This is a genomic window from Bdellovibrio sp. HCB337, assembly GCF_047302465.1.
Lineage (GTDB): Bacteria > Bdellovibrionota > Bdellovibrionia > Bdellovibrionales > Bdellovibrionaceae > JACMRP01.
Genome location: NZ_CP178621.1, coordinates 2,388,769 through 2,403,853 on the forward strand (window position 1 = coordinate 2,388,769; position 15,085 = coordinate 2,403,853).

At 45.3% G+C, this 15,085-nt stretch carries 12 protein-coding genes; 5 read left to right on the plus strand and 7 right to left on the minus strand.

Going from position 1 to position 15,085, the window contains the following annotated elements; genetic code table 11:
- Positions 1–60: 60 nt before the first annotated feature.
- The 3 genes from ACLWBB_RS11505 to ACLWBB_RS11515 all read right to left on the minus strand — a co-directional run bounded on the left by ACLWBB_RS11505 (position 61) and on the right by ACLWBB_RS11515 (position 1,753).
- A complete protein-coding gene (locus ACLWBB_RS11505) occupies positions 61–804 on the minus strand; it encodes a hypothetical protein (protein ID WP_413287658.1) in 744 nt (247 codons plus the stop codon).
- A complete protein-coding gene (locus ACLWBB_RS11510; RefSeq protein ID WP_413287659.1) occupies positions 801–1,295 on the minus strand; it encodes a hypothetical protein in 495 nt (164 codons plus the stop codon). Before ACLWBB_RS11510 ends, ACLWBB_RS11505 begins: the two co-directional genes overlap by 4 nt.
- A 119-nt stretch (positions 1,296–1,414) precedes the next feature.
- Entirely contained in the window at positions 1,415–1,753 is a 339-nt protein-coding gene (locus ACLWBB_RS11515) for an FKBP-type peptidyl-prolyl cis-trans isomerase (protein ID WP_413287661.1), read from the minus strand.
- A gap of 218 nt (positions 1,754–1,971) precedes the next feature.
- On the opposite strand from ACLWBB_RS11515, the gene ACLWBB_RS11520 reads away from it, so the two are divergent.
- From ACLWBB_RS11520 to ACLWBB_RS11530, 3 genes are all read left to right on the plus strand, one after another.
- The gene (locus ACLWBB_RS11520) at positions 1,972–2,355 is read left to right on the plus strand and encodes a hypothetical protein (RefSeq protein WP_413287662.1); all 384 of its coding nucleotides are present in this window, start codon (positions 1,972–1,974) and stop codon (positions 2,353–2,355) included.
- Positions 2,355–3,632: a response regulator gene (locus ACLWBB_RS11525; protein WP_413287663.1), complete on the plus strand. Its 1,278-nt coding sequence runs from the start codon at positions 2,355–2,357 to the stop codon at positions 3,630–3,632. Before ACLWBB_RS11520 ends, ACLWBB_RS11525 begins: the two co-directional genes overlap by 1 nt.
- 142 nt (positions 3,633–3,774) lie before the next feature.
- Positions 3,775–4,998: a hypothetical protein gene (locus ACLWBB_RS11530; RefSeq protein ID WP_413287664.1), complete on the plus strand. Its 1,224-nt coding sequence runs from the start codon at positions 3,775–3,777 to the stop codon at positions 4,996–4,998.
- Between the two features lie 62 nt (positions 4,999–5,060).
- Here ACLWBB_RS11530 and ACLWBB_RS11535 read toward each other — a convergent pair whose 3' ends face one another.
- Positions 5,061–5,390, minus strand: coding sequence for a hypothetical protein (locus ACLWBB_RS11535; protein ID WP_413287665.1), 330 nt, complete (start codon positions 5,388–5,390; stop codon positions 5,061–5,063).
- 246 nt (positions 5,391–5,636) lie between these two features.
- Between ACLWBB_RS11535 and ACLWBB_RS11540 the strand changes: the two genes are divergently transcribed.
- Positions 5,637–6,494 (plus strand): TIGR02147 family protein, encoded by an 858-nt coding sequence (locus tag ACLWBB_RS11540; protein WP_413287666.1) that lies wholly within the window; start codon positions 5,637–5,639, stop codon positions 6,492–6,494.
- A gap of 1 nt (position 6,495) precedes the next feature.
- On the opposite strand, the gene ACLWBB_RS11545 is transcribed toward ACLWBB_RS11540, so the two are convergent.
- A complete protein-coding gene (locus ACLWBB_RS11545; protein ID WP_413287667.1) occupies positions 6,496–6,738 on the minus strand; it encodes a hypothetical protein in 243 nt (80 codons plus the stop codon).
- Positions 6,739–6,946: 208 nt separating this feature from the next.
- On the opposite strand from ACLWBB_RS11545, the gene ACLWBB_RS11550 reads away from it, so the two are divergent.
- Positions 6,947–8,599, plus strand: a complete 1,653-nt coding sequence (locus ACLWBB_RS11550) for a hypothetical protein (protein ID WP_413287668.1) — start codon at positions 6,947–6,949, stop codon at positions 8,597–8,599.
- A 3-nt stretch (positions 8,600–8,602) separates the two neighbouring features.
- Here the strand turns inward: ACLWBB_RS11550 and ACLWBB_RS11555 are convergent, their stop codons facing one another.
- Positions 8,603–10,840 (minus strand): ATP-binding protein, encoded by a 2,238-nt coding sequence (locus ACLWBB_RS11555; RefSeq protein WP_413287669.1) that lies wholly within the window; start codon positions 10,838–10,840, stop codon positions 8,603–8,605.
- Positions 10,841–11,030: 190 nt separating this feature from the next.
- Complete coding sequence (locus ACLWBB_RS11560) at positions 11,031–15,005, minus strand: DEAD/DEAH box helicase (RefSeq protein WP_413287670.1); 3,975 nt, start codon at positions 15,003–15,005, stop codon at positions 11,031–11,033.
- Between the last annotated feature and the right edge of the window lie 80 nt (positions 15,006–15,085).

Below are 15,085 nucleotides of genomic sequence, written 5' to 3' on the forward strand. Positions count from 1 at the left end.
GCCCTGCCAGTCTCTCTTTTCTGTGAAGATCTAAGAATTGCGACGGAAACAGCAATTTAGTTATTTGTTGCTAAAATCCCACTTTATAGACAGCGTTGTCGTGTAAGTTGGAAGTTTAGGGCAAGAGCCATAAGCATGAACACTCATCGTTCCCTTTGTAAAGAAATCCGTTGCATCCACCAAGTAGAACCCCTGCGGACACGCATCGCTCATTGCTTGAAAATATTTATTATCGGAAGGAACATCTGCCACCGCATTCATTTTTCCGCGGTTCATTTCGACAACACGATAAATACTGCTAACGTCAGACGGCGTAAAACCATGTTTCAATTTTAAATTAAATTTGATCAAGGCAATACGAGGTTCTTCCAATTCGTAAGTCTTCACGAGCGGCAAAGGAATTGAAAAGTTCGGATGCTTTTCTTGAACTTCTCTTTTTTCGCCTTCCGTCAAAGGCGCGTAGTCTCTAAGTGGTGCCCAGCCGTATCCCCAGGCCCAAGGTGCTTTTAATTCTGTAAGCCCACCAACTTTAACAGATTCATAATAGGCATCTGCGATCACAGGAAGTGTTTTCTTATCCAAGCACATTTTAAAATCGGCATCGGCCTTTTCTTTTTCCTCAAAAGTGCCGCCCTTCCAGTACTCAACATCATGGGCAAGGCAACACTCGAGAAGTTCTACTCCGGGCACAAAACCATCCGGCGAAGAACTGCAACCATCAGAGACAAAGGGCTTTAGCGCCCCCGCTTCAGAAACAGCTGCAAAACCAAGAATTAAAAATGCCAAGGCTAAGAGGTATTTCATAACTCACCGGTCCCTGGTTGGAATTCACAAGTGGTAGTTGGCGTTAGGAATCGGCCCGATATCGTATTGCCCTCAACTTGATCAAAGTATTTCAAGAGCGTGCCTCTACCGACATAAACATTCTCAGAGGTCTTCTCTTGCAAAGGAAAGCTAAAAGTAACGAAGTAGATAATCTTACGTGGCACCACTTCCGTGACTGAAGACTCCCAGTTGAGATTGATCTGTAGTTCTTCGTCTGTCACTTCCATAGAACTTAGATTTTCGAAACTCAGTTCTGCATCGACAAACTCGCCAGAAAACTGAGTCTTAAGAGAGTTCACAAATTTTATTCGGCCTTTTAAGCTCGTTGCGGAACCTTTGAGCGGATTGGAGGTCTCGATACTAAGATTCGTAAATAGGCTCTCGCCTTTACCAACGCATTTGAGCGTACCGGCATACGACGTCCCCATTCCTAAAAGAACGGAGCTAAGTATTAGAAATCGAGCCAGCATGAAGACCTCCGGAAACTATCCTAGAGGGCTCTTGTGCGAGAAATATTCCAATGTATTCGCTGTTTTATTCGTTTTAAGGGACTAAAACCGCCTAAGCCTTAGACTGGCCCCCTATTTTGTCACTCGCGAGGACGAACCTCGAGCATTTCGACGTGGAAAATCAGGTTCGAATGAGGAGTAATTAACCCCTTTTGACGTTCCCCGTACCCCAACTGAGCTGGAACACGTAAGGTGCGTTTTCCGCCCTCTTTCATTCCCATCAGCCCCTGATCCCAACCTTTGATCACGCGGCCAGAACCAATCACGAATTGAAAAGGACGACCATGATCGTAAGAGGAATCAAACTTAGTTCCGTCCTCTAAAAAACCTTCGTATTGCACAATCAGCAACGCGCCTTTTGTAGCAGCTTTGCCGGTTCCCTCTAGAGTGTCTATGATTTCAAGTTCTGTGATGCCCATACGTTCTTTTTTCTTTCAGGATCAAGGGAGTTTCAAGGGACAGTGCTCCACATTTTGTTCTGAGAATATGGTCACAATAAAAACGTTACGCTCGATTTTTTCTTTACCGACCTTATCGAGTGTCCCTGATTTCTTTTATCACCATTGTCTAGAACTCAGCTCGTTTCCTGGAGGAGCTAGCGAAGATGTTGTTAAATAGTGGTTAAAGAGGTGCCAAAATGAATTCAAATAAAAACTATTTTGAAATCCAGCGCCTTCAAAACCTCACCACGGAATTTCCACTCTTAAAATCTCTCGCATCTAGCCCCATGGAAGCCGTTGAAATCGATGATCGTCACGTGTCGTTTGAAGCTCCCCACAAAACCTGTGCCCTTGGGCAATTGGTCGAGGTCAGCGGAGTTCTCTTTTTTCAGAACGAAAAACAAAAATTCTCTGCAACAGGACGCATCTCGAGCTTTCTTGATGTTGGCGACAACCTTGGGATGTTCACCGTCGAAATGCACCGCTTTGATACCAACCTTTGGGGTGACTTCCGTCGTGCTATTGAACGAACTCAGTACGACGTGGATCGTTTATTCCGTGCCATGAGGGACTTAGAATAGTGACTAATCTATCCGCCTTAGTTGTCGACCACTCGGCATCTTACATTCATGGTATAACGGCAAGCCTTAAAGCCTTGGGCTGTGCTGAAGACAAAATCTACTCTGCAAAAAAATACGCCGACGCTCAGAATATTATTGCGACTAAAAAACCAGATATTCTGATTACGGAGTACTCTGTCGAAGGAAAATCCGGCCTTGAATTGATCAATCAGCTCAATGCCCAAAGCGCGAACAAAATCTCTGTCATCATTTCTCACAACAACTCTGGAGTTTCGATCGCGGAAGCAGCCGAAGAACTTGTGGATGACTATATCGTGAAGCCCTTCCAAGGGGGGCAAGTCTCAGAAAGACTGAAAGACATCATTCGTCGCAAGGTGAATCCCAGTGACTACATCAAAAACATCCGTGCCGGAAAGCAGATGTTGATCGAAAAACGCCTGAACGAAGCCGAAAATTACTTTTTATCGGCGGTGCCTCTCGAGAAGAAACCAACCCTCGCTCGCTATTACATGGGCTACACCAAGGTTTGTCAGAACAACTATCCGATGGCCGTCGATGAATTTAAGAAGGGCTTGGCAATTCAGCCCCTTCATTTCAAATGTTTAACTGGCAGCTTCGACGCTCTTTTTGATCAAAAAGCTTATGCATCGGCTTATCACTTAGCTCCGACAATTCTGAACAACTACCCGATTGGCGCCAAACGCCTTGGAAATCTTTTTATCTCGGCGGTTTTCTCGGGCCATTTAGAAGAAGTTCCAAAATATTACAGTATATTTCTGACTTTAGACAACGTGACTCCAGAGCTTCGCAAAGTATTCTCTGCGGCCCTCCTTGCTGCTGGAAGATTTCAGATCAATCGCAATGAAATTGACAAAGCCGCAGAGTGTTTTGAGCTCGGCGTTCAAGTTTTGGGACCTGAAGTTGAATATATCGATAAAGCTGTACGCGCTCTTCTGAAAACCAAAGACAAGGGGCCCCAGCACGCTCAGAAGATTCTTCAACGTTTTCCCAAGGGACAAGTCGGCAGCAAAGAACATAGTTCTTTGGTTTTCCTTATCAGCACTCGCACTCAGACACGAGCTCAGGCCATCGAACTTGGACGCAAGCTTTTGATAAATAACTATGCCGATGCCGAATGCTATCAGACATATTTACAACTCCTCATCGCGGACTCCAAGATCACCACGGCAGAAGACGTTGCTGCTAAGGCTTCCCGGGATTTTCCAGCGCTTCGAAAAACCTTCTACGATTTGCTAGAGACCGCCCCTAAGAAATAGACGAAGGCCTTTCGTCACATCTTCTTCTAAAGTCTATGTATTTTCCCATAAGCGCTTTCTGATTTCAGAGAGCGCTTTGTTTTTTCAAGAAGCCTCTGGCATTTTTCTAGGCACTATTAACACTTTTCAGAAGGACTCTATCATGAGAATGCACATCTTTAGATTCATCATAGTGACGGCTTTCCTTGGAATGACTTCGGCAAAAGCCGCAGTTTGGCAAGAAACCCAAAGTTGGGACTCCAGTTGGGAGAAAAAATACTCCGAATGGGTTCGCAACTCGTTCAATGAAGAGATCTTTGTCTCGGGTCCTTATAAAGACATCTCAACAGATTGCTCTGATGCGGTCTACGCAGCCCGCGTGATCTTCGCTTATGAACACAAATTGCCATTTGTTATCCGTGATTCTACCGGCGGCGGAAGTCGCATCACTAATAAGATGTCCCGCTTCGATGATATTTCAGACTCGCTGAAGCGTGTTCGTAAATTTATCGTCTTTGTTGGCCAGGCGACGAGCACAAAAACTCTTCCTGATGACACCTACCCGGTAAAAATTAATCGTGAATATGTGCGTGCCGGAACCGTTTGGACCCGTCCTCGCCAAAACGCCGCAAGCATCATCGACCGTATTGTTCGTGGCGGCGCTGGACAAGATCCAGGACACGCAGAACTCGTTAAAAGTGTGTCTGACACCGGCGTTATCTATCTTATCGGCTCAACGGTGCCTAAGGCCGTTCGTCAAATGCACACCACTTCAAGTCTTGTCTTTATGCCTGTCGAAACCACGACGGGACTGCGCAATTGGATTCCGGCGGACTACTATGGCCGCTCAAAGTCCAGCATTCCTGGTTATTCTTTGGAGCAGTACAACACTCTTGGCAGCGAAGGGGGCGACAGTCGACATATCCGCACCTGGACCCGCGATGTGCAAAAACGTTTAGCTCTTCGTGAAGAAAGCAAAGAGGAAAGCATTGAACGCCAGGCAGATGACGTCTGCGGCCTTGTTAACGCCCGTGTAGATATCGTGGCTGATGGCGAAGAAAGACGTCGCCACCTTGATGGTGCCTGCATGGACCAAGGTGATTACGAGGCTTATTCAACACCATCGCGTGACAACCGCATCAAAGAATCTCTGTTTCAAATTATGGATGCGGCGAATGCCAAAGGGTTTACAAAAACTCAAAAACTCAAAAAATTGAAATCCTATTTGGATCGTTGTCCAGATATTCGCATTTCATCTGGAAGAACTATTTCCCTCTATGAGTTTGCTCTGCAACTGATGAAAGGAAATGTTTCTAATAACCCAAATCATAACTTCGAGGCCCGTTGGGGTTTAGGGCGTGATATCACTATTTGCCGTAAGTACTAAATATAAAAAACCCCTTAAGTGTTCTCTTAAGGGGTTTCTCTTTTCTTTAAGCGATTGAACTCTTAGAAACACTTTTGAAAAGGCGGCTTTTGCGTCATAGCCTCAAGCTGGATCACTCCTCCGCCCTCGCCTCCGCGACCCAAAGCAATAAACCATACATACTTCCATGGATTTAAAACACGGTCATCAATATCAGCTACTTGTACGGTCTCTAGATCGAGAGTCGCTCCATACTTAGCCGCTTGAGCTTCAAGCTTTAGAATTGCTACCTTTTTGCAACCTTCCACATACGACGGCAAGTCTGCATTAGAAGAACCAAGGTCTCCCCCGCCCTCCGCAAACGCGGACAAGCCAGAGAGAACGATAACAACTGATAAAATAATTGATTTCATAATGAGCTCCTTAAATTGAAAATTCCGAGATTTCGCCCCGGAGCGCGGTAGCCAAGAATGGTGTCAAGAGAAGATAGAGCAAGAAACTCGCCACCCATCAAAAGCTGCCTTTGAATATATAAGCGATGTAGGAGTGGCAAGAACTTATGCAGCAGAGACAAAAAATTCAAAATTTCTACTCTTGAGTTCACGGTGAACACAGGAAACTGGACTAGGCGTATCAAGAGGATTTGCTAGCATGACTTTATGAAAAATACTCACATCAAGTCACGGCCCGCTTTACTTGAATATCTGGATATTCATCTTTATCTGCGGGACCTCTATCAATTCCGCAAACTCACGGAACGTGATTTTTCATATGAATCTTGGGCCTCTGAACTCGGTATTAAGAGTCGTTCGTTTTTAAGATTGGTCGTTCTTCGAAAACGAACCCTCACTGCACCTGTCTTTAAAACAATCATTCAAAAATTAAAATTGAGCCCTGATGAGGTTCAATACGCCCATGTTCTATTCCAATATAGTTTTACTGAAGAAAAAGGACTTAAAGAAATCTACGGCAAAGAGCTCGCCAAAAAATGGAATGCTCATGTCGGCAGTATTGTTATTGAAGACTTGGGGACCTTTCTGGAAGATCCCTTAATTCCCGTGGTCTTTACTTATTTCAGTTATGAAAAAGCAAGTTCCGACATTTCTGTTATTGCTAAAACTCTCATGTCTAATGATATCCAGATCCAAAATGCCATCGTCGTCTTAACCAAGATGGGACTGCTTCATAGCCAACTCAATGATCGTCAGGAAATTTGCTATAAAACCAAAGAGAATCATTTTAAAGTTCCCGAAACTCCGGGCCTCAACTTTCTAAAGAGGTTCCACTTAGAAGGTTTGGATCAAGCTCGCAAAGCACATGACCTTCCATTTGAAGAAAGAAAATTTCGCAGCCTCTTACTGACGCTAAGTCAGCCGCAAATTGCCCTTGCAGAAAAACTGATTAACGATTTTGCGCATGCCATATTTAAACAAGTTGAGCTGAGCGACAAAGACGAATCCGCCAAGGTTTATCGCCTAAACCTTCAGTTCTTTCCAATCTCAGAAAAGATTGGCTAAATTATATCGGCAAAGACTCTTCCGCGTAGGTTTGCCCTTCGACGGCGTGTTGGCAGTGATGGCAGCAAAAAATCCTGTCACCACTCTCAACTCCGTGACCTATAACACGACAACCACAATGCATACATGTCGGAGCTAAGGCTTGAATGGCACATTCAAAACAATCAAATTCATGACTTTCGCTCTGTATTTGAATTTTAAATGTTTTTGGATAATTGTTACCACAGGTCTCGCAAACTCCCATAAAAAACTCCTCTCATAAAACCTCGAAGCTAGCGACATCACAAACTAAGTGGCCTTACGCTGACAAGAATTATCTAAGACCTTTGCCAATCACCAAAAGCAATCGACATTCGTCACTTCTTCCATAAAGAGGGGCAAAAGACGATTTCAGTTTTTTTAGAATCTCAGCAGAGAATTATACTCATCACAAATTATAAGGAGGGCGAGCCATGAACATCAATTCTGGCATCCTTGCTATTTTGCTTTTGCTACTAATACTTTTTACTCTTCCTGCTCAGTCCGCAGTTTGCACAACGCCTAAAGTTGCCAGCACTTGCTGCGATTACACATTTTATGATGGCCACACTGGGAAAGATGTTACCTACCGAGGTCCTCAAACTGTTTTCGGAAATGAAACTGATGCGCGCAATTGGGCAAAGCCTCTGTTCGCACATATGCCCTTCTTTCTTCCTTTTGAAGAAAGCATCATTTCGATGACTCAAGGATGGACCTACGATGGTGGTGGCGATCACTCTGGCATCGACTGGCAGCGAAGCTCTGTCACCGCAAATACGGATGTCAGTTTCGAAGTCCGCGCTATTGCCGCAGGCCGAGTCGTGACAAAAACTTGGGACAACTGGCATGGCAATCTTCTTGTGATTGAACATACCGCAGGCGACGGCACCAAATACCGCAGCATCTATATGCATCTGCGCGATGGCTATACGCACGATAGAAATGCAGCCAAAGCCATTGTTCCCAGCGATCCCGATGGCAATGACAACGTCGCCAAATACGCACGCTATGCAAAGAACAATTCCAACAAACTCTATTGGGGCGAGGAATCTCATACGATTGCCGTCAACGTTGGTGACTGGGTGAACACCGGTCAATTCCTGGCACGCTCCGGAAACACGGGTCCTGGTGGCGCAGGTGCTGGGCTTAATAATGACGGCACTCCGTCAGATACAACACGTGCTAACAATCACTTGCACTTTATGTTGTCTGTCGAAAATCCTAAAACTGCGGGTGAATGGGTTTTTGTCGATGCATATGGCGTCTACGCCAAAGCCAACACCGGTTGTTATGACCTCATGAAAGATATCGAGTATCCTCGCTTCTTTGCTCCCTACTTTCCAAACTTCCACAACATCGGCTGGGATTTGTACAAGTTCTACTTTAGCTATTATCCCAATATGGGGCTGGGGCCTCAGACTCTCAGTCTGTATGCCAAACGCGGTCAAGTCTTAGCCGCCGGAGCCTTCCATGACAGCGTGAAAGGCCCATGGGCTGTGAGAGGCTATCTAACAACCGATGAGCTCAGCTATTGGTTTACAGTTTACAATAGACAGGGCATGCGACCTCGAGAAATCCAAGTTCTCTCTGCTAGCGACGGCACTCCACGCTTTACTGTGATCTGGCAAAGACGCGGCAACGAAGGGTACGCAACTTGGGTGAATCTCAATGATGCTCAGTTTAAATCCATGTGGGATGATCTTGTCGTTCGCCAAGGTTATCGCGTGGAAGATTATGTCGGTTATACCATCGGCAGTGAACGACGCCACGGTGTGAACTTTGTTAAAGACGGCCAAGGATTTTATCTTTGGTACAACTTAACTCAAAGCGAGTTTGATCTGAAGTTCCGTGAGCTCTGGAACCAAGGCTGGCGCACGACAAGCTTCAATGCGGCCGCACTTCCCTGGGGTGAACGCTACGGCGGAGTCTGGATGCAAAAGCCCGGCGCTTGGGTGACGTGGTTTAATATGTCTCCGGCCGATTATCAGCAAAAATTCGATCTTTATAGTGGGCAACAAGGTTATCGACTTTGGAAAGTTCAAGGCTATGGGAATGGATCACGTTTCGGAGCAATTTGGACCAAATAAGCCCTAAACGACACGACGAGAGCTTGTGGATTCGATTACTTTCTTAATTTTGGCGACAAGCTCTCCGGCTTCGACAGGTTTTGAAATTTGCAAATCAAAACCCTCCGAGAGCATCATATTCTTTTCTTCCTGACGAGCATGCGCCGTAAAGGCGATTGCGGGAACTTGCCCTCCTCGCTCTGGTGGAAGACTTCGCACCATCGAAATGAATTCATAGCCATCTTGTTCTGGCATAGAGATATCACTTAGAATCAGGTCTGGTTTTTTCTCGCGGAAATATTTGAATCCCTCTTTCACGGTTCCTGCCAATACCGGTTTTGCTCCTGCATTGGTTAATATTTTACCAATCATATCCCGGGTGTCCGAATCATCTTCGACCGCAAGAATTTGTAGACCTGTCAGAGGTTTTTCCAAAATGTATTCAGGCACGCCGAAGTAGGATCTTTCTTTACCCGACTTCATGTCTCGGAATGCCATCAACGGGAATCGCAGAATAAACTTAGTTCCAAACCCAGCCCCGTCACTCTCGACTTCTACCGTACCACCGTGCGCCTCGACCAGATGACGTACAATCGCCAATCCTAAACCGAGGCCTCCGTATCTGCGAGTGGTCGAAGCATCCTCTTGAGTGAACCTTTCAAATACGTAAGGCAAGAATTTAGGTTCAATACCTTTTCCGTTATCAATAACTTCAATCACCGCTTTAGAGGGGGCTCCCTTTAAATTAATCTGCACATGCCCATGTTTGGGCGTGAACTTCACAGCATTGGTCAAAAGGTTCCATAAAATTTGCTGCAACCGATCGGCGTCACCACGAATAGCGCCGACAGTGGGATCAATGTCAGTGCTAATCTCGATGTGTTTTGCCGAAGCGGCCATACTAATCGTATCGACAGCAGAATCAATACTGGCTCTAAGATCGACACGATCGATGTCCAGTTGCATTTTTCCCGTGATAATTCGCGAGACGTCCAAAAGATCACTAATGATTTGTATTTGTGTTTTTCCGCTGCGACGAATGGTTTGCAAAGCCTCTACTTTTTCATCTTCCGACATCGGAGTTTCTAAAATCAGCTCTGTATAACCAAGTATGACCCCGAGCGGAGTCCGCAACTCGTGCGAAACTGTCGCTAGGAACTCATCTTTAAGGCGATTCGCAGCCGTTGCTTGCTCGTAAGCAGTTTCCAGATCTTTTGTACGCTCGGCAATCTTAACCTCGAGCTCTGAATACAAACGCGTAAGCTTTTCTTCGGCCTGTTTTCTTTGAATGAAAAGACCTACATAGTTACCAATATCTGCAACCAAAGACGCTAAGCGTGCATCGAAAGTGTTAATTTTGGAACTATAAAACGCCATCACTCCCAAGACACTTCCCGAGGTTTTTAAAGGAAAAGCCAACGAGCTTCTAATTCCAGCGCTGTCGGCTTCTTTCTTGCGTGGAAAATTATCGTCTTGTGAAATATCTTCGATCCATTGTGGTTCGCCACTCTCCCAAACGCGACCTGGGATTCCTACGCCTTTAGGAAATCGACTCATTTTAGTGATGTTCAAAAAATCCATTCCCTGAATTTCAGGGGCGCCCCACATTCCGGCACATCGAAGTCCTTCGCCATCCCCAGAATCATTTAACCAAAATTCGCCAACACTCCACGACATCCCTTTACAGATGCGCTCAAGCAACTCAGGAATAACATCTTGTAGGTTTCCATATTTAGTAAGTGCTTCTGTGACTCGCAACTGAGTGTCTTGCAACTGCGCGTTTAGTTTTTGCTCGCTGATGTCATGCAAAAAAGCGCCAAAGATAACTTCATCCCCTTGTTGAATGGGATAGATTGTGAGCTCTACGGGCACTTCATGTCCAAGGCGATGCAAAGCGGTGACCTCCATGCGCCTATTCAAAACAGGACCAGATCCTGTCTCTAAAAACTTTTCTAAGCCACGACGGTGGGCTTCTCGAAAGTTCTCGGGGATCACGACATCACTAAGAATTGCTCCAAGGACTTCATCGCGTTTCCAACCGAATGTTTTTTCTGCCTGGCGATTCCAGTCAATGATTCTGCCGCTTGTGTCCATACCAATGAAGGCGTCAAATGCAAACTCAATCAAAGCACGGTCCCGAGGCAAATAAGCATCGGCAACGGTCTCCGCTCCAGCCGAAACGTTTGGCACCGTTTTTTTTCTTATAAGATCTTTCACTACCTGAAAGATTCTATTCTTGGGATTTTGCGGATGGGAACTCATTTAACCCCCAAAAATAACAGATCGAACCTAGTCATAGACTGAATATCTTTAATAGCTCCGCAGCAAGGCAATCAAAAATGAACATGATTCAAGCTTGTCTCGAAAAAGAAAAAATTCATCTCTCATTTGAGAATTATTTAGGAAGTGTCGTCATCCTAATTTCACATGTATATATTTATCTTCTGGAAAGCTATTTAATCCCCAATAGAAGATCAAAATCGTCTTTGGACAATGCAGAACCGCCCGCCCCCACTTCGACTTCCTTCTCGGTCGTCGTAAATAATGATTGAAATTTGCGATCTTTACGATCCTTTAACAACTCAATCTTTTCCTCTAGAGATTCATGCATAATGTATCTGAAAACTTGCACCGCTTTCGTTTGTCCTAAGCGATGCGCACGATCTGTCGCTTGATTCTCAACGGAAGGATTCCACCAAGGTTCCAAGTGAAAGACGTAACTTGCCTTAGTCAAATTCAAACCCACACCGCCCGTTTTCAGCGTCATCACAAGAACAGCGCCGCCAGGGGTATTATTAAATTCTGCTAAAATTTTCTGTCTTTGCTTGGTTGGAATTCCACCGTGCAATACAAAGACTGGAATACCAGAATTCTTAAGAAGCTCTGCCGTGTGTTGCAATGTCTGTAAGAACTGAGTAAAGACCAAAGCACTTTCACCCGACTCGACAATCTCTTGCAAAGAATCCATCAATGCTTCTAACTTTGGTGGTACTTTATCGTAGCGAACATTTGGTAACGCCGCTGGGTCCGAACACGCTTGGCGAAGGCGCAAAAGCGCCGTTAACATTTGCAACTGCACGCTCGCCTCGCCCTGAACGGCCATGGCCTCTTTCACGCGATGGTTATAAGACATGGCAATATCACGATAGATTTCTTTTTGGCGGTCTTCAAACGCGATACTGACTTTGGTTTCCTGTTTTTCTGGCAACTGATCCAGAATTTCTTTTTTCGTACGACGAAGAAGCAACGGCTTAATTTTAAGTTTTAAATCCTGCATTTCTTCTCGTGTAACCATTTCTGTATTCACGAACTGACGACGGAAGTCCTCGATACGCCCAAGGCTTCCCGGCACAAGAATATCCACTAAAGAATAGAACTCGCCATAGTGATTCTCCATCGGAGTACCCGTTAGGCAAATTTTAAACTGCGCGGTCAAAGAGCGCGCTGCACTTGTTCGCTTGGTGGTAATGTTCTTTAAATTCTGAGCTTCATCAAAGATTACGACTTTCCATTTAAACTGATTCAGGAAGTCTTCATGCTCCATCAAAAGCCCGTACGTCGTAATAACAACGCAATCTTCTTTATGACCAAGCTTTTTACCAATCACATCCCGGTCTTTATTCGAAAACACCGTTAATGGCAGGTCTGGCGTAAACTTCTGCACTTCATGCTGCCAGTTAAAGATCAATGACGAAGGAACTACGATTAAGACCTGACCAAGTTCGCCCTTATCGCGAAGATCATCTAAAAAGGCCAAAGTCTGAAGCGTTTTACCTAAACCCATGTCGTCTGCAAGCAATGCGCCTAAGCGCAACCGATAAAGATCTTGCAGCCACTTCACACCGTTGAATTGGTATGGCTTCAATTCTGCCTTCATGGATTTTGGCAGGCTCAGGTCACGCTTAGCACTTCCTAAACCGTCATAGAACTCACAAAGCTCATTCCACTCGTGATCACCACGAATTTGAACTCCTGACGCTCTAAGCGCCAATAGTTCTAAGGTCTGATGACGTGGCAATTGAAAAACGCGTTCGCCATTTTTCTTTTTCGAGGACTCGACTTTTCCCTTTTGCAGCTTTTGCCAGAAAAACTCGAGTCGACGCAAAGATGGCATTTGTTTTTGCGGAACCAGGAACAACTTTCCTTCGTATTCGATCACTCCACCGCGGCCCAAACTTAAGAAACGATCTGGATCCACTTCTTCGCCACGTAGGAAGAACTTCGGATTGAGTTCAAACCAATTGTAGGAACGGTCGTCAGATTCACTCTGTAATAGGAAATCAACATGGAACTCATCTTCCTCAAGTTCTTGCAGAGCCTGATCCTTGAAGTAAACTTTAAATCCCTTTGGAATCAAAGGCTGCAAGGCCTCGATCGTAGACTGCACACTGGAAGTACTTTGTGTGTCACCGCTTGGGAAAAAGAAGGTCGAACGCGCAAGGCGCAAATCATCATCCGAACTGTCTTTAGAAATTTTAGAAAGAATTGACGTACGAGATCTTTTAAAGACCTCCCCATTAGACACGACCACTAGGCGTTTCAAAAGCTCAAACAACAGCTGGAACTCACGCTCAACGACGCCTTCCATAATAACTTCGCCATGTTCAGAATAGAATGATTCCTGAACAGACACCGCTTTCAGGCTGAGATTCACAAAATCTTCAAAGCACGCTAACACCGACTTCGAGCAAAGCTCTGTCAATGGCACATCTTTAACAAAGATCCCACCACTCCCAGCAATCAATAAACTCTGTACGCGTTCATGAAGCGAGCTAAAGATTTCTTCTTTGCCGACAATCCGGCCATCGCTGAGTTCGCCCTGGAAGTGCCACGAAAGAACCTCGAAATACACGTATTGTAATATTCCAAGGTGTTTCAAAATCTTCATATCCCACTCACGCTTACTGCGCGAACGAGTGGCGATTTCTTTGGCTTCTGTATTTAATAAAAACGGCAGGCCTTGAGAAAGAGTTTGCAAATAAAGTGCTGACTTTGTCGTCCAGCCCTTACGTACCAGATTTTTCTGTCCTTGAACCCGAGCTTCATGCTGAACATAGAAGCCACCGTTTTCATCCATACGGATTTCCGTTTGGCTTTGTTGGGCACTCAGGGTTCGAGACTCGCCCGAGATTTTCACAGGAATAGCGCGTCCGCGGAGGTATTTTAAAACCATTTTTGTTTCAAGCTCACCCAGAACATCGACAACGGGCATCTCTCGGATTTGCAACATCAAATCGTTGGAAAGTCCCGAAAGGGTTTCTTGCAAAAGACTGAACTCGCGAAGCCATGGGTGTACTACGATAACCCCTTCGGTCGCTTCCACCGCATAGGACTCAAAGAAATACATCGGCGTTTTACGGAAGCTCATGAGACGGAATTCAGATTCCAGTTCTTTACGCTCTACAAACTCGACACGCCAGTCGACTTCTTGAGAAGGCTCAAACTCGATCGCTTGAATCTTCAAAGCCTTTCCAGATTGATTCTTAGTTTGCAAATAAAGCTCGATCTTTTTCTGGCGTTGAAATTTGGCAACATTCGCTAGTAGTGCCTGCACGATCTCTTCGAGCTCTTGCAAGGCGTGACTGACAAAGGTGTTCGTGCTTTGCGGAGTCAAAGGCCACTGAGCAAAAACAGATCCTTGGGTCTTTCCTTGCGGAAGCAGTTCCCCCGGAACTTTTTTATGGAGTGGATGACGAAGAATATCGCGAGAATTGATCTGCATACCATTACTGAAGTTGTATGCAAGCATCCCGGCAATGCGGTTTTGATTGTTCACTTCGTTAAAGTAATGTTCCGAGTATGCCGAAAGTTTTTTACGGAAAACTTCTGGCAAATTCCAAAGCCTCGGAGAAAGAAGCTCTTTGTCTTTGGCGAAGTCTTGGTTTTTATATTTGCTAAAGTTATGATTTAACAAAGTCCCAAGAGCGGGGCCCTTCAATAACGGCGGCTCTTCTAAAAACAAACTCATTGAATCTAGGGTAACTTCATCAAACTCCGCAAACGGACTACGAACATCATCCAAAGCCCCTAAAAACTGCGGGCCTTTCAGCTCTTCTGAGAACTTTTTAAGTTCTGGATGTTGAATTTCCGAAGTATCAGACTGGGCAGCTTGCCACAAGAGCACATAAGATGCCCACTGATGAGAACAGCTTTGCGCCTGGCGACCAGCGACGACACAAGCCGAGCAAGAAAATGCCAACGGACCGTGGGGTTTTTCTTCAAGAATCTTCACCACCACGCGCTTTTTAACTTCATCGTCGTGCCAGAAAATCTGGGACTGCAAATGTCCTTCCGGCGACGCATGAAGCTCATAGCCTTCAAATCCCCCGCCCTCAATCAGCTTTAAACCCTGTTCGTAAGGGATGCGCTCGCCGAGCGGAACCCGTTCGCTGGGGTCACGTAACTGAGAAATATTAAACAAAGACATGGGGATCAAAAACACTCAAAGCCCTTCAGGCCTTGACGTTAAAGGCCATCAAGCAGGATGCCCGAAAGCGGATAGATTGT

Bases quoted from the DNA above. Each gene is read 5' to 3' on its own strand.
- ACLWBB_RS11505 (WP_413287658.1), bottom strand. From the start codon at position 804: ATGAAATACCTCTTAGCCTTGGCATTTTTAATTCTTGGTTTTGCAGCT.
- ACLWBB_RS11510 (WP_413287659.1), bottom strand. From the start codon at position 1,295: ATGCTGGCTCGATTTCTAATACTTAGCTCCGTTCTTTTAGGAATGGGG.
- ACLWBB_RS11515 (WP_413287661.1), bottom strand. From the start codon at position 1,753: ATGGGCATCACAGAACTTGAAATCATAGACACTCTAGAGGGAACCGGC.
- ACLWBB_RS11520 (WP_413287662.1), top strand. From the start codon at position 1,972: ATGAATTCAAATAAAAACTATTTTGAAATCCAGCGCCTTCAAAACCTC.
- ACLWBB_RS11530 (WP_413287664.1), top strand. From the start codon at position 3,775: ATGAGAATGCACATCTTTAGATTCATCATAGTGACGGCTTTCCTTGGA.
- ACLWBB_RS11535 (WP_413287665.1), bottom strand. From the start codon at position 5,390: ATGAAATCAATTATTTTATCAGTTGTTATCGTTCTCTCTGGCTTGTCC.
- ACLWBB_RS11540 (WP_413287666.1), top strand. From the start codon at position 5,637: ATGAAAAATACTCACATCAAGTCACGGCCCGCTTTACTTGAATATCTG.
- ACLWBB_RS11545 (WP_413287667.1), bottom strand. From the start codon at position 6,738: ATGGGAGTTTGCGAGACCTGTGGTAACAATTATCCAAAAACATTTAAA.
- ACLWBB_RS11550 (WP_413287668.1), top strand. From the start codon at position 6,947: ATGAACATCAATTCTGGCATCCTTGCTATTTTGCTTTTGCTACTAATA.
- ACLWBB_RS11555 (WP_413287669.1), bottom strand. From the start codon at position 10,840: ATGAGTTCCCATCCGCAAAATCCCAAGAATAGAATCTTTCAGGTAGTG.
- ACLWBB_RS11560 (WP_413287670.1), bottom strand. From the start codon at position 15,005: ATGTCTTTGTTTAATATTTCTCAGTTACGTGACCCCAGCGAACGGGTT.